General features: G+C 39.1%; 17 protein-coding genes. 4 read left to right on the top strand and 13 right to left on the bottom strand.

What is annotated here, in order from left to right; all coding sequences use genetic code 11:
- Positions 1-148 precede the first annotated feature (148 nt).
- The 5 genes from MTCD1_RS07770 to MTCD1_RS07750 form a co-directional block, all read right to left on the bottom strand.
- On the bottom strand, positions 149-1,393 hold the full coding sequence (locus MTCD1_RS07770) for a putative porin (protein WP_057181857.1): 1,245 nt from the start codon (positions 1,391-1,393) through the stop codon (positions 149-151).
- Positions 1,394-1,473: 80 nt separating this feature from the next.
- Complete coding sequence (locus MTCD1_RS07765; RefSeq protein ID WP_082606564.1) at positions 1,474-2,262, bottom strand: substrate-binding periplasmic protein; 789 nt, start codon at positions 2,260-2,262, stop codon at positions 1,474-1,476.
- A 224-nt stretch (positions 2,263-2,486) separates the two neighbouring features.
- Positions 2,487-3,632: a bifunctional chorismate mutase/prephenate dehydrogenase gene (tyrA, locus tag MTCD1_RS07760; RefSeq protein ID WP_057181859.1), complete on the bottom strand. Its 1,146-nt coding sequence runs from the start codon at positions 3,630-3,632 to the stop codon at positions 2,487-2,489.
- 178 nt (positions 3,633-3,810) lie between these two features.
- Positions 3,811-4,905, bottom strand: a complete 1,095-nt coding sequence (locus MTCD1_RS07755; protein ID WP_057181860.1) for a 3-deoxy-7-phosphoheptulonate synthase — start codon at positions 4,903-4,905, stop codon at positions 3,811-3,813.
- 492 nt (positions 4,906-5,397) lie between these two features.
- Complete coding sequence (locus tag MTCD1_RS07750) at positions 5,398-8,037, bottom strand: hypothetical protein (RefSeq protein ID WP_057181861.1); 2,640 nt, start codon at positions 8,035-8,037, stop codon at positions 5,398-5,400.
- 247 nt (positions 8,038-8,284) lie between these two features.
- On the opposite strand from MTCD1_RS07750, the gene MTCD1_RS07745 reads away from it, so the two are divergent.
- Entirely contained in the window at positions 8,285-9,265 is a 981-nt protein-coding gene (locus MTCD1_RS07745; RefSeq protein ID WP_057181862.1) for a hypothetical protein, read from the top strand.
- Positions 9,266-9,637: 372 nt separating this feature from the next.
- Here MTCD1_RS07745 and acs read toward each other — a convergent pair whose 3' ends face one another.
- From acs to MTCD1_RS07710, 7 genes are all read right to left on the bottom strand, one after another.
- Positions 9,638-11,584, bottom strand: coding sequence for an acetate--CoA ligase (acs, locus tag MTCD1_RS07740; RefSeq protein WP_057181863.1), 1,947 nt, complete (start codon positions 11,582-11,584; stop codon positions 9,638-9,640).
- Between the two features lie 582 nt (positions 11,585-12,166).
- Positions 12,167-12,487, bottom strand: coding sequence for a DUF6172 family protein (locus MTCD1_RS07735; protein WP_057181864.1), 321 nt, complete (start codon positions 12,485-12,487; stop codon positions 12,167-12,169).
- A gap of 186 nt (positions 12,488-12,673) precedes the next feature.
- A complete protein-coding gene (gene pip, locus MTCD1_RS07730) occupies positions 12,674-13,621 on the bottom strand; it encodes a prolyl aminopeptidase (RefSeq protein ID WP_057181865.1) in 948 nt (315 codons plus the stop codon).
- A 67-nt stretch (positions 13,622-13,688) separates the two neighbouring features.
- On the bottom strand, positions 13,689-14,078 hold the full coding sequence (locus MTCD1_RS07725; protein ID WP_231733072.1) for a DUF2237 family protein: 390 nt from the start codon (positions 14,076-14,078) through the stop codon (positions 13,689-13,691).
- Between the two features lie 367 nt (positions 14,079-14,445).
- Positions 14,446-14,601: a hypothetical protein gene (locus MTCD1_RS21180; RefSeq protein WP_157447815.1), complete on the bottom strand. Its 156-nt coding sequence runs from the start codon at positions 14,599-14,601 to the stop codon at positions 14,446-14,448.
- A 34-nt stretch (positions 14,602-14,635) separates the two neighbouring features.
- Positions 14,636-15,325 carry an SOS response-associated peptidase gene (locus MTCD1_RS07715; protein WP_231733073.1) on the bottom strand — a complete coding sequence of 230 codons (690 nt, stop codon included), beginning with the start codon at positions 15,323-15,325 and terminating at the stop codon, positions 14,636-14,638.
- Between the two features lie 167 nt (positions 15,326-15,492).
- The gene (locus tag MTCD1_RS07710; RefSeq protein ID WP_057181868.1) at positions 15,493-16,743 is read right to left on the bottom strand and encodes an alpha/beta hydrolase; all 1,251 of its coding nucleotides are present in this window, start codon (positions 16,741-16,743) and stop codon (positions 15,493-15,495) included.
- A gap of 336 nt (positions 16,744-17,079) precedes the next feature.
- Between MTCD1_RS07710 and MTCD1_RS07705 the strand changes: the two genes are divergently transcribed.
- From MTCD1_RS07705 to hemF, 3 genes are all read left to right on the top strand, one after another.
- Positions 17,080-17,262, top strand: coding sequence for a hypothetical protein (locus MTCD1_RS07705; protein ID WP_143760095.1), 183 nt, complete (start codon positions 17,080-17,082; stop codon positions 17,260-17,262).
- Positions 17,263-17,363: 101 nt separating this feature from the next.
- On the top strand, positions 17,364-20,282 hold the full coding sequence (locus MTCD1_RS07700) for a response regulator (RefSeq protein WP_057181869.1): 2,919 nt from the start codon (positions 17,364-17,366) through the stop codon (positions 20,280-20,282).
- 171 nt (positions 20,283-20,453) lie between these two features.
- The gene (gene hemF / locus MTCD1_RS07695) at positions 20,454-21,407 is read left to right on the top strand and encodes an oxygen-dependent coproporphyrinogen oxidase (protein ID WP_057181870.1); all 954 of its coding nucleotides are present in this window, start codon (positions 20,454-20,456) and stop codon (positions 21,405-21,407) included.
- A 559-nt stretch (positions 21,408-21,966) separates the two neighbouring features.
- Here the strand turns inward: hemF and MTCD1_RS07690 are convergent.
- A complete protein-coding gene (locus MTCD1_RS07690; RefSeq protein WP_057181871.1) occupies positions 21,967-23,268 on the bottom strand; it encodes an IS110 family RNA-guided transposase in 1,302 nt (433 codons plus the stop codon).
- Positions 23,269-23,369: the final 101 nt, after the last annotated feature.

Raw genomic sequence — 23,369 nt, 5'->3', positions numbered from 1 at the left:
GCCTTAAGTAACTCAGCGCTTTTCTTTCTTACCTTAGCCAAGCTAATATTATGTTAAATAAATTTAAGTAGACTTTTTCTGCGGCAACGACCATGGCTAATAGTACCGGTACATTCTTAAAGGCATTTAAAACTAGCTTAAATACACTTTAGAAATAATAACCAACGTTAATATTAAACCTCGTTTGCCACGCTTTACTATCTCCTGCCATGGTGCCGCCAATAAAGGGTTGATTTTTGGCTCTGACTAAGTCGACATAGGTATAAAGTCCGCCCGCTGAGATAGCGACCCCTAAGACGTTCATAATAGTGTCATTGTCAAAATCAGCCGATTTATCAGTCATTAAGTTATAGTTGTTATAAAAATTTAATGAGCTAATAGGACCAAATTCGACCGGCTTTAAGTAGGCTATATTAACGCTATAAAGCTTTGCTTCACTGGGAATAGAATCATAAAAACTATAAGCACCAACGGCTAACAATGGCGAGTAGCTATCAAAGTTATATTCATAGTCGGTATATTGCAGTTTGATATTCCAACGATTAAATTGCGCGTCAGTGTGTAAGGCAAAGGCCGTTCGGTCACCTATCGATGAAGTTGCATCTCGTATGTCTCCTGATAACCAAGAAAAACCCAATTCAACATTAGCTAACTGATAGGCATAACGTAAACTTAAGGTATTGTGCTCAGCAGCTGCTAGGCTAGGTTGCTGATAAATTCCCTCGTCACTTGCGCGTACACCAACTATATCGTAAGAATATCTATCGGTTCGATTGTCTACATAACCATCTATACCGCCCATTTCATCGGTAAAAAAGAAGGCTACTCGTAAATCATGGTTTTCGGTTTTTCTAATAAACTTTATACCGGCATCATAATCATCTTCTAAACCAACGTAGTAATTACTACTAAAGAAATAGTTGTGAGAGTTATAATCTAAATTGCCGAATGGCACCCGTGTTATACCTATTTGTCCTTGCCAGTGCTCGTCAAAATCATAACCAAGCCAAGCATGATGAATAACATTCATGTATTGAAACCAGCGATATTGCGCAGATAATATCACCCCACCAATCTGACCATTTAAATCAAGGCGAAATAGATCAAAGTCTAGATCGCCTCCTCGATTGGTATTGGCATCGTTGTAATCTTCATATACATATTGAAAACGAACGGCGCCACCCAAAATAATGCCAGCATCTTCTTCTGCAACTACGCGGTTAGCCGCAGTATTTTTTTCTGCAGTAATGTTACCCGCTGCATTTACTGCCTTTTTTAGTTGCTGTATTTCTATTTCAAGTTGCTTTACTTTGTTGCTCAGCTCTTCTTTTTCAGTAGAAAAACATACCTGAGAAAAGCATAAGGGCAATAAAAAAATTGTTAGCTTTTTCATAATATCTACCTAATTAGCTTGCTAATAATATGATTTACCGCTAAAAAACTTATAGCTTTTATGGTTAGTGATGTAATTGATTAATTGCTTTCAACTGGCCACTTCTCGCCATTACTATCTGGAATATAATAAGAAATTTGACGCAATTTTTTTAACTTAGTAAAACCTTGGTTAAACTTGTCTCTGAAGTACTCGGCATTGGGGTGCTCTTTAGAACAGAGTAAATAGTTTAACTGTGACTTTAAGGGCTTAGGATGGGTGGTAACCTGCTTTATTGCGGCTTCACTATAAAGTTGCCGCAATTGATACCAACCAGTTTTGACATTGGGGAATATATCAATTCTGCCGGCCATTAACATTTGCCAGTTTTGCTTATCTCTGGCAACCCAGTGAACACTTAATGCTTGTTGATCTGCCAACCGATGAAACTCCTCACTGTAGGTGTAGCTTAAGGTTGCCCCAATGATATATCGAGATAAGTCAGTTAACGTTTGCCATTCAACTGGGGTCTTTTTCAAATGGAAAAACAACCACTCTTCTGCAAAAAGTGGCTCACTAAAAATAAAATCTTTAATTCTATCGGGTGTTTTTCCGTAATACATAATACAAGCTTCATGGCCCAACCTTGTCATTCGCAAACCCCGCGCCCAGGGCACAAAGATAAATTTAGTTTTGATACCCTCTAAAGCAAAAGCATCGGCAACGAGTCGAGAAACATAACCTTTATCTTCATCAGCCTCGTTGATAGCCGGCGGGTAATTTCCTGTAACAATAACGATGGAGGTTAAATCATCTTTTTCCGCCGCAACACCTGCAGCAGCCAAGCATAAGAAAGTACAGCAAAAAAACAGCTTCAAACAATTCATCATAAATAAATTTACTCTGTTCTTATGGCTACGAGGAAACTTTCAATAGTTAAATTGAATGAGCCCAAACGCTTAACATTTTTAGGGTTACATTAATTTTTATAGCTTATAAAATAAATTAAGCAATGTTTCCCTGAAGTGGCAAAGATATTCGCTAGGTTATTAGCAAGCAAAACCAGCGTTTGCTGATAACTATAATATCGGTATTAATAACTCCGCTTGCTAGCTTAATGCTTTTTCAATTCATTGGCTTTTAATAACATGGATTTACTTTCTTCGAGAAAGTCACCGGCATAATCACCAAACCAATCAGAGACGTGATTGAACATATCAACAAAGGCATCTTTATCATCAAGACTGACATCTTCAAGTAACTCTAAGAATCGATAAGCAAAACGTTTCATCATGGCAACATTGTCTTTGTTAGCAAAGATAATATCAGCATATAGGCTCGGGTCTTGGGCAAATAACCGGCCAACCATGATCAACTCTAATCGATAAATAGGCGAGCTCATTGCCAGCAACTTTTCAATATCCACACCTTCTGCCATTAAATGATAACCGTAAGCAATGGTAGAAAAATGTCGCATCACTTGTACCATGGACATGGCTTGATCATGTTCATGGGCTTCAACCGGATAAATTTTCGCACCCCACACTTCAAATTGCTCGAGTAACCACTGATATTTTTCAGGGTAGCGGCCTTGACAACTAATAATGGTTTGTTTAATTAAACCAGTAACATCAGGACCAAACATCGGATGTAAACCTACCACAGGACCTGAGTGTGCCTTTTTCATTTCAACTATAGGTGACTCTTTAATACTGGTTAAGTCGGCCAGGATACAATCTTTTGGCAAGTTATTAAGCTGATGAATAACCATGGTGGTTAGACGAATAGGCACAGCGACAATGACCACGCTGGCATCAGCTAAAATAGCCGCACTGTTGGGCCAATCGTTTTGCTCAATAATCTCAACTTGGTAATCAGAGCGCTGAAACAGGTCAACAAAAATAGCACCTAACTGTCCTTTACCGCCAACCACAACAATCTTTTTACACTCAGGGTTTACACAGCGATAACCACTGGCATCTTGGCTGACATAAGAGTCACGCATTAAACGACGTAACACATCTTCAATTAAGTCAGGAGATAGCCCAGCTTCACTGGCTTGTAAACGTCTTTTAGCAAATAAACTCGCTTCACGTACTGGGTCATAAATAGGTTTACCAACACTACTTTTTAATTGCCCTACTTTACTGGTAACGCTAAGTCGCCTTTGTAATAGCTCAACTAAATCACTATCAATTTCATCAATTTCATCACGTAAGCTGGTTAACTTTTTATCAAAGTCGGGATCTGAATTCGTCATTACTCTCTCTTCTATAAAACATTTTCTCTAAAGCATCTTATCTAAAGCCATAGTATTAAAGTATTAAAGTATTTTTCTTTAATACTATGGCTCAAAATTAAAATAGAAAACGCGACTAATGTCGCGTTTAATACCTTAGCTACATACCTTAGTTAAAGAACCGGTAGGCAAAAAACCGTTAGGCAATGCGCGCGGTTAAACAAGCCGATAGGCGTGCATCGATATCGGCTAATAATTTCTCGGTTTCAGCAAAGTCAATGCAGGCATCGGTAACCGAGACACCGTAAGCTAAATCTTCTTTGGCTAAATCGCTGCTTTGCTTACCAGCATTAATATTACTTTCTAACATTATACCAATAATCGATTTATTACCCGTACAAATTTGCTCAACCACATCTAGGGCAACTAATGGCTGACGGGTGTAATCTTTATTCGAATTACCATGGCTACAATCAACAATGATACCGGCATCAATACCTTGTTTAGCTAATACTTGCTCACACTCGGCAATGCTTTTTGCATCATAGTTAGGCGCTGCACCACCCCGTAAAATAATATGACCATCCGGGTTACCTCGGGTTTGAATCAAGGCAACTTGTCCTTGACGGTTTATGCCCATAAAGTGATGTGGCGAAGCGGCTGATTGCAATGCATTGACTGCCACAACTAAACTACCATTAGTGCCATTTTTAAAACCAATTGGCATGGATAAACCACTGGCCATTTCTCTGTGAGTCTGTGACTCGGTAGTACGAGCACCAATCGCTGACCAGCTAAACACTTCAGCCAAGTATTGTGGGCTAATAGGGTCAAGCGCTTCGGTTGCCAAGGGTAAACCAAGCTCTGTTAAGTAAAGAATCAATTCACGGGCTTTGCGCAGGCCATTTTCAACATCAAACGAGCCATCCATATGTGGGTCGTTAATTAGACCTTTCCAACCCACTGTGGTACGTGGTTTTTCAAAATAAACACGCATAACCACAAATAAAGAACCTTGGTGTTTATTCTGCAGCGCTTTTAGCTGACGAGCATAATCTTTAGCGGCTTCAACATCATGAACAGAGCATGGACCTGAAATCACCAATAAACGAGGATCACGCTTGTGAATGATAGCTGAAATAGTTTTACGCGATTGTTGTACAAAGTCACGACCGGCTTCAGAAAGTGGTAATTCCGCACGTAAAGCTTCGGGCGTAATTAATACATGCTCAGCATTAACATGAATGTCATTTGAGCTTATTGGTACTGCTGATAATTTGCTGGCTGTGGTCATTATTTTTCCTTAATTTATTTATTTTCCACCACAAGGTGGAGCATTGAAGTGTGTACGCTAGCTAAATAAACAGATTAAACATGTGAAATTCAAGGCAGAAGAATAGCGGTACAGCTCAACCAAAAACAAAAACAAGAAATCGTAAAGATTTAATTACGCGATTTGTATTGATATAATTACACTCTTTTTGACTTATGTATAGTGTTAAATAGTAATAAGTGAGAATAACTTGGCTCAGGAATAAATGGCCTTAGAGTAAATTAAATTAGGGCAATAAATTAACTAATAGACACGATAATATTCATAGTGAGGCAGTAGCTAGTGAACAGTTCAAAGAGGAAATTGAAGACTGAACTGGCAGCATTAACAGCAAGACGAATACAGCCAAAACAAAAAGGAAGAGGTAGAGCAAAATGAAAATAAAGCTCTACCTCATTTATAATAACTAACCTCCCCCTCGTGATGCTAGAGCAAGGTTAGTTAAGCGCTTATTTATTTAATTTCAGATCTTTCACTGATCAACACGGGTTCACCGTCAATGACCAATTCAAAAGTAACATCTACCGCATTAGGCTTGCTTTTAACACCTGATTTTAGGGTGAACTTATGGCTAAACTGCTGAATTTCGTAGGGTGCTATGGTAATTTCTTCTTCATAATATGAGTTTTCAAAAATATCTGAAGGGTACGCTTGTACCATTATTTTACCTTTAGTTTCTCCTGCATGTGGCCCCCTAAATTCACTGGTAATAAACACTTCATTGCCAATGACTTTTGCCTCTTCAACGATTGCCATGGATGACCAAGGATATACCCGTGCACCTTGAGTTACCGTTAGCACAATTAACTGCCCCTGCCACTCCACGCTTGCCTTAGCTGTTATCGCCTTTTTGCTGGTGCGAGTCGCTAACGTGGTAGTTAAGTCTTGCCTGGTTTTATCGCCACTTGCTAGCAATAGCTCTTTAGTAAAGCTGTTATTGCCTTGTTGGTTTAGCACTATGTTCACCTTAGCGACTGAAGCACCTTGGTTACGTAATACTGCAGAAACGACTTGCTCACCATTGGCCTTTTCTTGACGCCACTCTAAGCGCAGGTGCAAACCAGAAAGCTCTTCTAAGGCATGATTAATCTTGTCTTTGGTAGCGCCTGAATTAACAATGGCCGCAACTAAGCTAGCACTAGCAGCATTCAATTTAGCTAAAGAGGTCAATTGAGTTTTACGGTCTTTTGGTGTGGCAACAAGCATATATTCATACATGACTGATAACTCATTGGGAACCTTATCACCTAAGCGCCACATTGCTCTAAATAAACGACTGATAGCACGATCCGCTGGGTTTGCCCATGGGTTAACTTCGAGGTTAGTGGTTAAATCTCTAGGTACTGGGTTAAGGTCTCTGCCATCATCGAAAAATGCCGTCAGTCTATGTTCGGCATTTTCAGCCAGTATTGCCATATGCCTATCAAGTAACTTAGCGCGCACCTCATTTGATATGGAAAAATTCACCTTATATTCGCTAGCTTTCGATTTAAGTAAAATAGATAAATGGTCAGCATTAATGGTAACCGAAAGCCCTAATTTTGGTTGCGATTGTGCTTCTAAATCAGCAATCATCTGCGGTGATATAGAGTATCGAATATCGTCTCCGCCCAATGAGCTCGCATTGACCACAATAGTATTACCTTTAACGATTTTTATTTGCAGCAGTTCATCTTCATCAGGCTTATAGGATTTTTGCTTAAATGTGCCTACTTTTTTATCCGCTGTTAATCTCTGCTGATTTTCATCACTGATCTTTAAACCTAAACCAATGCCAACATGGCCACGATGTAAATGATCAGCCTGATAATCTATCGCTAATGCAACGGTAGGATTATCATTGCCACGCACAGGTTTAATGATTAATGACGACATTTCGGCTAAAGGCTGGTCAAATTTAAATGATTTATAAACAGGTTTTTCACCCGGTTTTAAGCGGACATCCATACGAGGAGAGCCATGTTCGTAGCTATTATTTAATACCCGTACCCATAATTTATTGCCATCTTGTTCCCAAGGCCCAGCAGCGGTATTAAATGTTTTATCAATGCTGGCAACATATTCAACAAACTGCGCTTCTACCTTGTCCCAATCGCCAAAAATATCCATCATCAACTGATGAGATAACGCTTTACCACTACCATAATCCGATTGACGCATTGCCGCCATTTCATCGCGATAGGCTTTAAATTTATGTGATCGGTCTGGATGGTCTAACATAAAATGCACAATGAAAAAGTTTATACCACGATACAAACTCGGGTTATTAGTCATGTCCTCAATACTTGGACTATTTAATTCCTCATATTGTTTTAAACCTAGGCGGACATAATCCATGGGTGATGCTCGATCAAACACCATCACTTTTAACTGTTTTTTCTCTGGATCATAATAATGATGTGCTAAGGCATCAGCAGTGCCTTCGGTAAACCAAGTGGGTAACCAACCTGGATAGTCCATTAACGACATTTGAAAAACATGACCTTGCTCATGTACGACAATATATCGTTGATGTTGCTCACGCGCACTAGGAAAACTATAACCAACAAGGTTATAAAACATCGCTTCGCCACCCGCACTAATGCCTCGGGTAAAATTATCGTCAGTTACAAATATTTTAGTTTCTTTTTTACTTGAACCATAAACGGCTGCCATGCGTTTATTTTCCATATCTGGCGGTGTCATGCCGAAAAGTTCGATGTAATGTGGAAAAGAACTTTCCAGTAATTCCATATACAAGAGTACTTGAGCTTCTGGCCTGTTACTTTTTAGGGCAAAATGTTTACTGACGTACCAGTCAAAACCTGGGGTATTATTTACCCGACCTGAGCTATAGGTATAAGGAATGTTTTTACCAACCTTAACTACCTCTATGCTATTTAACGTTGATACTCGACCACTTGCCGTAACGTCCACACTCATATCTGATGGATGTGGGATCACACTTGCCACTGGTATTAAAGAGCCTTGTGCTGTTGTTAACTCTGTAGAAGTTGCTGGTAACTTAGTCACGTGTTTATCAATAGTGGCATTACAGCCGGATAAAATGGCACTGGTAATAACCAATGATAGTAACGTTGGCTTTAAGTTCATGCTTAACCTTATAAATGGGAAATTATAATTATTGAGATGACAAACACTATATATGTATATTGTATACACGCAAGAGAAATAGCTAAGGAGTGGTAACAAAAACAAATGAAAGTAAAATAAATGGCTATCCCTTGGGTTGGCGGTCTTCCTCTTATTAGGCTCCTCTTATTAAGCCACCCATAATAACTTATGCTTATTCACCTCAATAAACTAAGCTTAATTTACCTTATTAAGTTTGGTGATTGTTATGCCTAAGCCTCGTTCACAACAAATCAGTTTATTAGATACTCCGTATTATCATATTTGTAGTCGCACGGTACGAAAGGCCTTTTTGTGTGGCGTCGATAAAGAAACAGGTATTAGTTTTGAACATAGGCGTACATGGATTGAAAAGCGTATTTTTCAATTGTCTAAAGTATTTTCTATCAATATATGTGCTCATGCCGTGATGCATAACCACTTACATCTTGTATTACATGTTGATATAGAGCAAGTGAAAAAATGGTCAATGGCGGAGGTACTTGAACGTTGGCATCAGTTATTCAAGGGTACATTGCTTACTCAAAAATATACCAATAAACAGGCCCTTGATAAGTTTCAACTGGCTATGGTTGAAAGTACTGCTGATATTTACAAACAGCGTTTAATGAGTATTAGCTGGTTTATGCGTTCATTGAACGAGCCTATAGCCCGACAAGCCAACCGAGAAGACCAATGCACTGGACATTTTTGGGAGGGACGCTTTAAATCTCAAGCTCTGCTTGATGAAGGTGCCCTATTGTCTTGCATGGCTTATGTTGATTTAAACCCAGTGCGCGCTGGTATCGCGCCTACACCAGAACAGTCTGCTTTCACCAGTATTCAATTACGTATAAAAGCCGCGATAAAAGGTCAACAACCTTCGTCATTATTATCTTTTACTGGCAATGAACAGCAAGAAAAGCCAACCGGCATTCGCTTCAACTTAAAAGACTACTTATCTCTCGTTGATGAAACAGGCCGTATCATTCGCGCTGATAAACATGGTGCAATTAACCATAAAACGGAAAAGATTCTTGCAAGATTACACATCAATGAAGACAGTTGGCTAAAACTCACCACTAATTTTGAAAGTATCTTCACAGGCGCCGTCGGCACAGCTGAGCACTTATGTGAATTCAGTGAACATGTTGGCCTGCAACGCACTCATGGTATAGCCAATGCTAAGGCCTGCTTGAATAGCGCTTAACGCCCTTCATCAATCAGCCATGAATTTTATGTTACCTGAACGTGGCAGGTTTACCTTAGCTAAAATTCAATGACTTAAAAAATATCAGTAATACACGACTAACGACAAGCCATTTATTTTATAAATGGGTCTTTTATCAAACCAAAAATACAATGATTAGCCTGACATTATTACTTGTAGTTATTATGGGTGGCAGAGTTAATTTTATAAATGGGTCTTTTATCAAACCAAAAATACAATGATGAGCCTGACATTATTACTTGTAGTTATTATGGGTGGCAGAGTTAAAAAAGCAGAGTTGCAGAGTTAAAAAAACGCCTTGCGGCGCTTTTTATTTCAATAACTTATTACTTATTTACTAGCCATTAGCCATTAGCCACCGTGAATAATACGCTTAGCGATTAAGTTCTCAACCACACTTGGGTCTGCCAGTGTTGAAGTATCACCTAAGCTATCTACATCATTTTCAGCAATCTTACGCAAGATACGACGCATAATTTTACCTGAACGAGTTTTAGGTAAACCCGGTGCCCATTGCACATAATCAGGCTTAGCAAAACGGCCTAATTCTTTTGCAACAAACTCACGTAGCTCAACCTTTAATTCGTCAGACTCGGTCGCATTACCCATTAAAGTTACATAACAATATACGCCCTGGCCTTTAATTTCATGAGGATAACCAACAACCGCAGCTTCGGCTACTGCTGGATGCAGTACTAGCGCACTTTCAATTTCAGCAGTACCTAGTCTATGACCTGATACGTTTAAGACATCATCAACACGGCCGGTGATCCAATAAAAACCATCTTCATCACGTTTCGCGCCATCACCCGTAAAGTAGTTACCTGGATATTGGCTTAAATAGGTTTGATAAAAACGCTTATGATCGCCGTAAACGGTACGTAATTGTCCCGGCCAACTCGCTGTCATCACTAACAGACCTGCGTTTTCACCTTCCAGGGTATTGCCCTCTTTATCAAATAAGGCCGGTTGTACGCCAAAGAATGGCTTCCCCGCACAACCTGGTTTCATATCAACAGCACCCGGCAATGAAGTGAGCATGATGCCGCCAGTTTCGGTTTGCCACCACGTATCCACAACGGGGCAGTTGCTCTTACCAACAATTTCATAATACCAATGCCATGCTTCAGGGTTAATTGGCTCGCCAACTGTACCTAATAAACGTAATGACGATAAATCAGCTTGATTAACTAAGTCATCACCAACACTCATTAGTGCGCGAATAGCCGTTGGCGCGGTGTAGAATATATTCACTTTATGTTTTTCACATACTTGCCAGAAACGACCCGCATCAGGATAGGTTGGCACACCTTCAAAGACTAAAGTGGTCGCGCCGTTTGCTAACGGGCCATAGAAGATATAGGAGTGACCAGTGATCCAACCTGCATCGGCGGTACACCAATAAATTTCGCCTTCTTGGTAATCGAAGACATATTTATGGGTCATGGCTGCATAAAGGATGTAACCACCACAAGTATGTACTACACCTTTTGGTGTACCGGTTGAACCTGAGGTATAAAGAATAAATAATGGATCTTCCGCATCCATAATTTCTGGTTCACATATGGCTGGCAATTTCGCCACGGCTTCTGCGTAGTCAATATCAATTTTTTCATTCCAAGCAATATCGCCGCCAGTACGGGCAACAACAATCACTGAATGTACGTTAGGGCAATCTTTAACCGCAGCATCAACATTGGCTTTTAATGGAATGCGCTTGCCACCACGAAGGCTTTCATCGGCAGTGATAATGACTTTACAATCGGCATCAAGGACACGCGCTTTAATGGATTCGGTAGAGAAACCACCAAAAACAACGGAATGAATGGCGCCAATACGCGCACAGGCTAACATGGCATAACCCACTTCAGGGATCATCGGCATGTAAATACAAACACGGTCACCTTTTTTAACGCCGCGCTCTTTTAATAAGTTAGCTAAACGGCAGACATGGTCGTGTAATTCTTGATAAGTAATTTTTGCATCATCATTAGGATCATCACCTTCAAAAATGATGGCGGTATCATTGGCTTTAGTCGCTAAATGCCGATCGATACAGTTGTAACTGACGTTTAGTTTAGCGCCCGAGAACCAGCTAATTTCAGAATTTTTTAAATCGACTTTACTTACGCTGTCCCATGGTTGATACCAATCAATAAACTCTTTCGCTTGCTCAGCCCAAAATTCATCAGGCTGCTCAATTGATTGTTTGTACATGGCATCGTATTTAGCGGCGTCAATATGCGTATGCGCTTTAGCTTTATCAGATACTGGATAACGTAATTTTAATTCTTTCATTCTCTCTTCCTTCGGACTTAACTTGAGGTGATTAACTTGAAATGTTTTATTAATTTTTTTCTTATAATTTTCTTATATTAGTGCTTTATATTTTTTATTTATAGCAAGGTGCAATATTCTTTGGCTATTATTTATAACTTTATTTGAAGCTAATTATTTGCAGCTAGTTTTAACGTATTATTTTCTCTATTTCCAGCAATAAAATTTTCAGGCATTCTACCGCTGAAGATAATTGCATAACTAACATGCTAGAATTTTTAATTCACTCTGCCTATACGGCTTTAGTCTTAATTTACGTTTTTACTCTATATTTTTATTGTTTTCTCTGAGTAAAGGTAAAAAAATTAGCTAGCCAATCACCATAACATTGAAAATAAGCAATGACAACGCTGTCATTGCTATAAAGTAGAACAACAAAAAAATAGCACCCGCCTATAAACCAGGTGATTTTTACAATTAATCATCAGGCTAGTTTACCGATTAGCAATTACTTTTAGTTAATGAACCATACTGCAGAGAAATTTTAGACATAAAAAAACCGAGCACATGGCTCGGTTTTATCAATGAATATTATACGACTAACTATTCGTCATCAAGATCAATATCAGCTTCGTCTCTCGGCGTGAAGGTTCTAATACCTTCTTTTGCTATGATCTCAATATAAAATGACGTTAAACCGTCAACTTGAGTTTGATCAATGCGTTTATTAATGTCTGACAATTGCACTGGCTCTGCTTCTTCTTTGGTATTACCAAATTGGCAATCAAAGTCCCAATAATCAGCGCCGGCTGGTAAGGTTTTATTGCGTTCTCTTTTAAGGTATTTTTTAACCTCGTTCTTTACCGCATCAACGCGTCTTTCAAGCTTTACTTTTGGGTGGGTTAATTCAAATGTTTTTTTCATGGTTGGCCTTAAGTCTATGGCTACAATTACCCGCGTTTATAATACGAGCATAGGTGTAAATAAATCAATGCCAGTATTTTACGTTACTTTCACCCAAGTAGCGAGATAGTGATGGCAACACAAGTAAAAAACCTGCTGTTGTTGCCACTATGACTATTTTACCGTGATCACTTTAAACGGATAACTTTATAGCGATAACATTGCCTGGGTAGCAGCAATAAGATGATGCTTAGTATTAGGTTCAACCGAGGCATGGCCTGAAGCCTCACTAATAACCAATGTTGATTTAGGCAACTTTTGGTGCAATAACCAGGCATTATCAACAGGACAAACAATATCATACCTACCATGGACTATAGCCGTTGGAATATCTTGTATTTTATCGCAGTTCGCTAAGATTTGATTGTCACTCAAGAAGCAATCATTCACCATGTAATGCGCCTCATGGCGAGCGAGTGTCCAAGCATGTTTATCACCGGTTGCTGCATCAACAAAGGCTTGATCTGGTTTTAAAGTACAACAACGAATTTCCCATATACTCCAAGCAGTGGCAATTTTTTGTGCCAGTACTTTATCTTCGCCCACTAACATTTTGTATGCCGCTTTAACATTCGCTTGCGCTTTACCTTGCGGTAAAACAGCTAAATACTCCTGCCAATAATCAGGGAAGATACGCGTAGCACCGCCCCCTGAGAAGGTCCAATTAGTATCGACATCGCGAGCTAAGAAAACACCACGTAGCACTAAGCTTTTAACACTGACCGGATGAGATTGTGCATAAACTAAGGATAAAGTTGAGCCCCAAGAACCTCCAAATACATGCCATTGTTTAATTTGTAAGTGCTGACGAATTTTTTCTATATCAGCCACTAAAAAATCAGTTTCATTATTATCTAAACAGCCGTGAGGTAATGAACGACCACAACCACGTTGGTCAAATAAAATTATATGATACTGCTCAGGATCGAAAAAACGTCTGTCATTGGTTGAACAGCCGCCACCGGGTCCGCCATGAATAAAGAGCACTGGCTGACCTTGTGGATTACCACATTGCTCAACATAAATTTGATGTTGACCATCGACATCAAGTAAGAAGTCATTAAATGGCGATATTTCTGGGTAAAATTGATTCATTCATTTATTCTCTTCAAAGAGTGTTTTTTTCTAGGCTGACCTTGCTAGATGCTCGATTTATGTTGTATTAATTTAAATCCAAGGCATATTTTTTTAATAATTCAATAGGCACTATTTCCAGTGCTTTGATATGCGTTTTTCGTAAATATACCCGTGGTGCTCTATCATTTTGATGGGCTTCTAACCAACGTGCTGCGCACAGACACCAAGTATCGCCAGCTTTAATACCTTTAAAGTCAGCTTCTGGTACTGGCGTTGATAAGTCATTACCTTTAAAGCGTGAAAACTCAAGAAATGACTGACTTGCTTCGATACAAACCGTATGAGAGCCGACATCTTGTGCACAGGTATTGCATTTATTATCGCGAAAAAAACCGGTTACCGGATCACCACTACAGTCTTCTAGCGCTTCACCAAAAATATTAATTGATTCATCCATTTCTATAACTTGTTCCATAACCTGACCTTGCTTTAATTTAAGATGCTGACGTTACCGCATTAGCGCGCAAGTTAATACTGTTACTACCTATAAAAAGCAGTCAAATCGTTCTTAGAACTCATGAATAGGTGTAAATGACCGAGTTATGGCTTAAGTGGCAAATAAAAAGCGCCTTAAGCGCTTTTATATTGTTAATCACAAAGTAGCTAGACATTAAACCTAATTAAGCATGGCTAGTTGTACCTGATGATTTTTCTGCTCTCGCTCAACATACTTGCTCAGGTTGTTTTAACTGGTAAGACGACGCGCGTTGTAAAGTAAGCCAATTTTCTTTCGGTAATTTATTCTTCGCCTCAACTAAATTTATCGCCTGAGCAATATGTTTTCAGCTATTAACAAAATCGTTGTCTTGGTAAAACACTTGCGCAAGTAACATTTCTTGAGTACCGGTTAATTCTTTTGGAGCCTTTAGCGGTTGAGAGCGTGCGTCACGCCACTTGTTTAAGTAGACCAGTGCTTCTTTATAGTTTTGTTGCTGCATGCTCAATTGCGCTAAAGAATTATAAAATATACGATTAAGCCTTAGTAACTTTGATATAGTTTTCATCGATGGCTTGAAATAATGGTACTAGTTGTTCTGCAGGTGCTTGAAACCAAAAGTCGCGATACTGGGGTAATATAATTACCGGCATGCGTTGGTGATAGTCAGCACACTTGGCATTAGGTGCCGTTGTCAGTGTCAGCAATTGTCTCTTTGCTTCGGGACTATTCCCTTGTTTGTCACCTTGGCTGTTACTTTGATTTTCACTATTATTGAGGTACCAAATACCCGCCATTAAAAATGGCTCGTCATTAACATGGCTAAAAAGATACTTTTGCTTCTTACCTCCTTCAGTGCGCCACTCATACCAACCAGAGCAAGGGATTAAACATCGATGTGTTTTAATCGCGACTTTAAAGGTATTTTTAGTTAGCACAGTTTCACTTTGCGCATTAATAAGTAATCGCTTTGACCAACTTGGCTGCATGCCCCAATTGGCATCAAGTTGCTGATAACTTATCTGTTCATTTGAGTCGTGATTTTCCCCTTTGTTGGCATCATTACTAATGAGCGTTGCTACGTTTTGGCCTGGGCTGAGATTATTGTTTGCTGGCGCACTAAATTTACAGCCGAAGAAATCGCTAATAATTTTACTGTGTTTACTCTCAATCTTCATTCTGCCACACATAGTACAGTCAGCCTTTTTTGATATGGGATCTGGCATTTTGCCGGCCAACTGCGGTTTACGTGCAAAAATAACACTTTTATTTTCAAGTAGCTCAGCGGATTTATGGATGTCAGCGACTTGGTAGTAAAGGGCTCCCCCGATTTTATGGACAAAAACTATTGGCTAAAGGGTATAACAACGAAGCATAAATGTCTTATTTTTAATCAAACCAGCTTGGCTTGAATAATATTTAACTGCCATTGATTAACCTTTTGTTTTTTAGCTAGTTGCATTGCTTTTTGATAATACTGTTGAGCTGCTGCTTTATCTTTTAATTGCTGATAAAGATCGGCGATTGCCATTAAGTAATCAATATTATTGACGAACTCCGCCTCATTGGCTTTTAACAAAGCAAGCGCGCTTTCAGGTGAGTCATAATAGCTAACAAAAGAGGCTTGTTTGGTTATCAATACCTGTTTCGATGCGGGAGAACTTTTAATCGTGTCAGCAATAAACTGAGGTAGGGCATCGGCATTTTTCTGTCTATAGTGCTGACGGATCAATAGATGAACCACTGCTGCTGGAATTGGCTGCTGCATCGCAAATAGTTTTTGAATATCTTGGTAATGTTTAACCGTTTGCTCTGGCTCATTTTTCTCTAAAATGCTTTCTGGAATATACCAAGCTTTGAATATGGCTTTTAAACTATCACGTAGTGCAATTAAACCAACCGAGATATGATTTTCATCCGGGTAATGCTTGAAACTCCACTGCAAATTATTTAACGGCTTCGAGTCTAGTTGATTAATAAAGGCATATTGCCCCATTTCCATCTCATCTGCTAGCGATAAATATAAGGCTATATTTTGATGCTCAGTTTTTCCTAATTTCTCTTTTGCTTTGTCAACGATGGCACTATCCGATACCCAGACTCCTGGACTAATAGCGACATAGTTATTAAATGAATCTGGCGCTTCGAGTAAGGTGTTGAGCACAAATAAACCTCCGATTGAATGACCAACTAGGGTTGAATGCTTAGCCGTGCGGTAATTTTTATTGATATAAGGTTGTACTTCGTCGTTTAAAAAAGCCAAAAACTCTTTTGCTGCACCCTTATTATTTTTTACCGGCGAAGTAGAGTTATTGGGGGTCATATACTGTCGGTATTTTTCAGTACCTTGATCAGCCAAGCCGACCAGAATAACTTTAGGAATAAGCTGACCCTTATTCGCCAAAAGATCCAACATGCCGGAAACACCATGAAAGTTATAGTCACCATCGAGCAAGTAGATAACTGGATAAGTATTTTTTAAATCACTACGATAATTTTCCGGTAGTAATATTTGTAATTCACGCTGTTCGCCTAACACGATAGAGTTTATTGTTACTCGCTCTCCCCTATCAAAAATACTAGCAAAGCTTATCACTGGCAGACAAAGCATCAAGGTGAACAGTGTTTTTATAAAAAAATTCATTATCTAGTACCTGTTGTTTTTGTTTTTGTTTTTGTTTTTGTTTTTGTTTTTAGAAGGGTAAGTAAATCCGATGAGGATTATATTAACAAGTCCATCATATAGTACAAACTAAAAGCATTTGCATTTAAACCGCGCAGTATATTCGTGGTGTTACCAGAATTATTGGTACTGTTGTCATTTACTGTCGGCGTAACATTAATGTCGCCACCACAACCAGCCAACGCTAATGCACCAGCAACTATACTTACATGAAATATTTTTTTAATTGTATTTGCATTTTATCTCTTCTCGTAGAATTGTTGTAGACCAAGTAGCACCTTACTGATGAGTCTATATATGAATAAGCCAGCAGTATTAATGACCACCTTTTATCATGGAGCTGGTGTTCGATGTGTTCAACACCGACGTTGGCATCAACGCCTTGCTGGACGAGACGGAAAAACATGTGCCCTTCAATTAGCAATAGAACTTAATCACTTTTTTTTGAAAAATAACGAAACGATGACTAAGAGTCAATGAGCAACAAACGCCTAGCGAGAGGATTAAAAAATAGCGTGAGATAAAAGTAATAATAAGCTATACATAAGGCATGATTTATTCATCGGTACTGAAAATTTTAAATGAACTTAGGTGAAATGAGAGATAACTTGCAAGGAAACCCGACGACTCTTCGCTTTAAAATAGGTGAATTCATTATTCGCTTTTCCCTGCAAATATCGGTATTACTCATGGTTACCGGCATAGTCAGCGCCTATTTGTTTATAGCAAGCACAACAAAATCATTGACCAACCATACCTCGCAATTAAATGCACAGCGTTACTTAGAAGCTTTATCCGCCTTTCGCACCCTTTATACTAATGAGGTGGTGAACATCGCAATAAAACAAAATATTACCATCAGCCACGACTACAAGAACATTAAAAATGCCATTCCTTTGCCGGCGACATTAAGCATGGCCTTAGGCAAAGAAATAGGTAAGTTCCAGTCTGGCGCTCAAACCTTTTTATATAGTCGCTACCCTTTTCCTTGGCGAGAGCAAGAAAATAAAACCATATTTAACCAAGACTTCTCCCAGCAAGCTTGGGATAGTTTAACCAAAAATCCAGAGCAAGCTTTCTTTAGATTTGAGGAGGTGAATGGCCAGATGTCAATACGTTATGCGATTGCCGATGTTATGCGCGAAGGTTGTATTGATTGCCATAACAATCATGCTCAAACACCGAAAAATGACTGGCAGATAGGTGATGTTCGTGGCGTAATGGAAGTAATTTTACCCCTTGATAAAGCCCAATTTACCGCACAATCGTCACTGCAAGCCACCTTTATCGTTTTGTTTGCCATGATGGCTCTTATTACCTTGGTGCTGTTCATCTTTTTTAGTCGTATTAAAAAAGATGCAAAAAAACTGGCCGACTCAAATATAGAAATGATGAACAAGCAAGAGCAAGTCAATTTTGCCAATGAGGAAATGAGCTTAGCTATTGAGCAGTTAGAGCATAAGGCAAAAGAGTTAGTTAGCAGTAATCAAGTTAAAGCAGATTTTATGGCGACTATGAGTCATGAAATTCGCACCCCGCTCAATGGTGTTATTGGTATGCTGAGTTTATTAAAGCAAAGTGAACTGACCCATGAACAAAATCATCATGCTCACCTTGCCACGGTTAGTGCCAGTTCGTTGTTAAATATAATTAACGACATTCTTGATTTTTCAAAAATTGAAGCAGATAAGTTAGTTATTGAGTCGGTAGAAATACCTTTAGCTGAGCTAGTTACCAACCTTAGTGCAACTATGGCACATATAGCTCATCAGAAAGGTTTAGAGCTTATCGTTGACGTCTCGCAATTAAAACATGTGGTAACCAGAGGCGATCCACATAGGATCAGACAAATTCTGAGCAATCTAATTAATAATGCCATTAAATTTACCGCTCAAGGTGAAGTGGTTATTAATACCAATATAACTGTAATTGATGAAAAGAATCTACAGTTTAGCTGCTCAGTGAGCGATACCGGCATAGGTATAGCGCAGCATAAATTAGATTCTATGTTTGAACGTTTCACTCAAGAAGATAGTTCAACGACGCGCCAATACGGTGGCACAGGTTTGGGCTTAGCCATAGTGAAAAAATTATGCCAACTAATGAAGGGCGACATCACAGTAACGAGTACACCAGGCCAAGGCAGTACCTTTAGTTTTACCCTGTTATTAGAGGCTTGTGACTATATTAAAGCAGAATTGCCACAAGTAGACTTATCAGCTTATCGAATATTAATTGTTGATGATAATAAAACCAATAGAGAAGTATTAGATGGCCAGCTAAAATTATGGGGAGCTGAGGTGAGTCAAGTCGACAGTGCTAAAGCTGCGCTATCATGTTTGGCTGCAGACTTAAGCAATAATGGCCATAAAAGTTTTGACATTGCTATTTTAGATATGCAGATGCCTGACATGAATGGCGCGCAACTAGGTCAACAAATAAGAGCCGATAAACAGTTAGCACAGTTAAAACTTATAATGCTTACTTCCCTAGCGAGACCCGGAGATGGACAATATTTTGCTAATATAGGCTTTAATTTCAGTCTGCCTAAACCTGTTATCACGGCAGATTTAGCAAAAGCGCTAGTACAGGTGTTAAATGACGATAAAGCCACAAGTCAGCAACCGACTCTACCAATAAAAAATATTAGTAAGCCGATAACGATGAAACCTTTGCCTAAATCTACGCGTATATTATTAGTAGAAGATAACGCCATCAACCAAGTTGTTGCCAAGACTTTATTAACAAATTTAGGCGCTCAAGTTGAGATAGCCAATAATGGTAAAAAGGCGCTATTGTGCTTAGAAAAAGGCTATTTTGATGTAGTGCTCATGGATTGTCAGATGCCGGTAATGGACGGTTATACCGCCACTAAAACTATTAGAAAATCCCAATATGATTATAAAGATATATATATTATTGCTATGACGGCAAACGCAATGAGTGGCGACCGAGACAAGTGCCTTGCTGCCGGTATGAATGACTATTTAACTAAGCCGGTCGATATTATTGCCCTAGAAAACAGTCTACTAAAAGCACTAAATATGCCCTTAAAACCGCGTGAAGCAGTCATACCCAGAAGAACAGAGCAAAAGATTACCAACAAAAATAAGGCAATAAAAACAGTAGATGAAAGTATAAGCAATAATGTTTGGGGTAAAGCCGAGTTCTATAAAAGGGTCGGGGGAAATCAGTCCTTAGCAGAGCGTATAGTGACTATGTATTGTCAAGATATGCCTGATGAAATAGATAAGTTAAGCCAAGCGATTAGCGCAAGAGAGGTAAAATCAATTGCAGCTATCGCTCATAAAATTAAAGGCTCTAGTGCTAATCTTGAAGCGACAAAGCTGGCCCAATGCGCCCTTGAGATTGAGCTAGCCGTTAAGGAAAATAACTGTGGTGATATTGACCTACTCTCGATTAAACTAAAGGATAATTTTACTGAACTATTAACCGAGCTTGAAGAGTTTATTGCCATTAACGTACCAAATGAATCATAGCTTAACTGCCGTCGCCTTGAATTAAAATTACTCAAGTACTCAAGTACTCAAGTACTCAAAAACATAGATATTGATTACTAACGGCTCGACTACTTTGACACCGCGACAGCCATTATCTACAATACGCCTCCTTACCTCATGCACAATAATTCATTGATAAAGAAGCAAACAATGTCTAATCAAGCCCTACCTAATAACAAAACTAATAACGAAACCAATATAACGCAAGTCATTGCTTATTTTAAAACCTTACAAGATAAAATTTGTCAGGAGATAGCAGCCGCAGATGGCTCTGGCACCTTTATTGAAGATAACTGGCAGCGCAAAGAAGGCGGCGGTGGTAGAACCCGCGTAATGACCAATGGCACAGTGATTGAGCAAGGCGGGGTCAATTTCTCCGTGGTATCAGGCGATAAGTTACCACCGTCTGCCACAGCTCATCGCCCTGAACTTGCCGGCAGAACGTGGCAAGCTTGTGGCGTATCATTAGTTATCCACCCTAAAAATCCTCATATGCCGACAGCACACGCCAATGTGCGCTTTTTTGTTGCCGAAAAAGAAGGTGAAACGCCGGTTTGGTGGTTTGGTGGCGGCTTTGATTTAACACCTTTTTATCCAAAAGATGAAGATGTGCAACATTGGCATCAAACTGCGTTCGATTTATGCCAACCTTTTGGTGATAATGTTTATAACGATCATAAAAAATGGTGTGATGAATACTTTTATTTAAAACATAGAGATGAAACCCGTGGTGTTGGCGGACTATTTTTTGATGATTTAAACCACTGGGATTTTGACACTTGTTTTGATTATGTCAAAGCCGTTGGCCAAGGTTTTATTGATGCCTATGTACCCATTATGCTACGCCGTAAAGATGATACTTATGGTGAGCAAGAGCGTCAATTTCAGCTATATCGCCGTGGCCGCTATGTTGAGTTTAACTTGGTTTTCGATAGAGGCACTTTATTTGGCTTGCAGTCCGGCGGAAGAACAGAATCAATTTTGATGTCGATGCCGCCTCTTGCCCGCTGGGAATATAATTATCAGCCCGAAGCAGCAAGCGCAGAAGCTAAACTGGCGGATTATTTGAGCCCTAAAGATTGGCTTAACGTATTAAAAAAATAGCTTGAAATAAAACGCAGCTAGTATCATTTAGTCTTATTTAATAAGGGCTAGTAATAATTTAACATGCCTATGTTGTGTACTCAGGAACTCTTTGTAAACGTCATCTTCGAAGTCTCTGATCGAAGATCCATTGCTCTTTATTCACTGGATCCAGGACAATAAGCTCAGGATAATATGCTCCTGCATTATCTAATAAGGTACTTCCTGTACCGTCAGCATTGTCTAATAAGTGCCATCCATGGCACGTCCGATTAAAACACCACGGGGATGACGATCCTGAGCCAAGTGCATAGGCAGGTAATTTAATGAAATGGGTATAATACTAAAGATTAAAGTCTTAATTAATAAGAGCTAGCAATAATTTAACATGCCTATGTTGTTTACTCAGGAACTCTTTGTAAACGTCATCTTCGAAGTCTCTGATCGAAGATCCATTGCTCTTTATACACTGGATCCAGGACAATAAGCTCAGGATAATATGCTCCTGCATTATCTAATAAGGTACTTCCTGTACCGTCAGCATTGTCTTCTAAGTAACTTAAACCTAACTCTTTGTTTTTTAAGCAAGCGGAACACTGGGAATCAAATCCATACCTAACAGCTTAGCTTTACGTTTAAGCTGTTTTAACACTCTACTTTTGTGAAACTCATCATATTCTTCCTGAGATTGTTTTCTATACTCTGTTTTATTTTTTATCATTTTATAAAATATCACGGCTAATTTTCGAGCCGTGGCGTTAATCGCTTTGGGAGCTCCAACTCTTCCTCTTAATCGTCGATAAAATGCACCTAGACCTGATCTTGAGTTCGATAATGAAAATGCTGCCATCTTAAATGCCTGTTTCGCTCTGTTTTTTGTTTTTATACTTGAGCTACTCAGTATTTTACCCCCTGAAATTTTATTATTCGGGCTTAAGCCTAACCAAGAGGTGAATCGATTTTCGGTTGTCCACTTAGACATATCAATCCCTGTTTCTGAAATTATTTTCAGTAAACCATGCTCTTCCATACCATCAATAGCGGTCAGATCTACTCCGCATAACTCATATAAATTGATGCTGGCATCAAAACGTAATGAATTCGAGCTATTTTTTTTGCGTTTTTTCTGTGCAGGTCGCTCGCCTGCGTTAGCCTGCTTATTCAGTGTATTTAAATGCTGGAGAATCACCTGATCACATTCATCTAGCTTCTCATTATAAAAATCATATAGTTCAACGGACTGATTTAAAGCAAACAAATGTTCATCACGATAATTACCCACTAAAGACTTGGCAATAATCTCAGCGCTATTTTTACAACGACGGTCTCGGTTTTCAGCCAATCTTCTGGGATCCCTAATACCGGATAAAATGTCTCTAATAATAGCCATACCCGTTTGGCTGGTGATATGTGATACAACATTATCTAGCAATACATTCATTTGTCTTAGTGCTTTTTGCATGTGCTGAATTTTACTTGATGAATGAGATATTATTGTTTCCCTTTGGCGCATGTAAGTGCGTAATATCACATAATCATCTTCTGGCCTGAAAGCAGCATTGAGCAAACCATAGGTATGCAATTGTTGTAGCCACTGGCAGTCCTTAACATCACTCTTACGGCCCGTGACATTTTTTACATCCCGAGCATTCACTAAAATAACCTCTAGCCCTCTGCTTTCTAGAATTTCAAATGCAGGGATCCAATAAACGCCCGTGGACTCCATTGCAACAGTGGTGATACCAATTTCTACCAGCCAATCAGCCATGGCGTCAAGATCAGAGGTGAAGCAGCTAAAATTTTTTACACAATCGTCATCTAGTGATGAAGGTACCGCTACATAATGCTCACGGGAGCCAATATCTATACCTGCCGCATACAAATTAACTTGCTCTTAATGTTGTTGTATTCGTTTTTTTATATTTTTGATGCTGTTTATTTTGCTTTTCATCTTAGGCTCTCCCATGCTAATAAAAGCATGCT

The sequence above is a fragment of the Colwellia marinimaniae genome (assembly GCF_002207865.1).
GTDB lineage: Bacteria > Pseudomonadota > Gammaproteobacteria > Enterobacterales > Alteromonadaceae > Colwellia > Colwellia marinimaniae.
The sequence above is the reverse complement of the archived record's forward strand: the minus strand, read 5'-3'. Positions and strand labels throughout refer to the sequence as shown.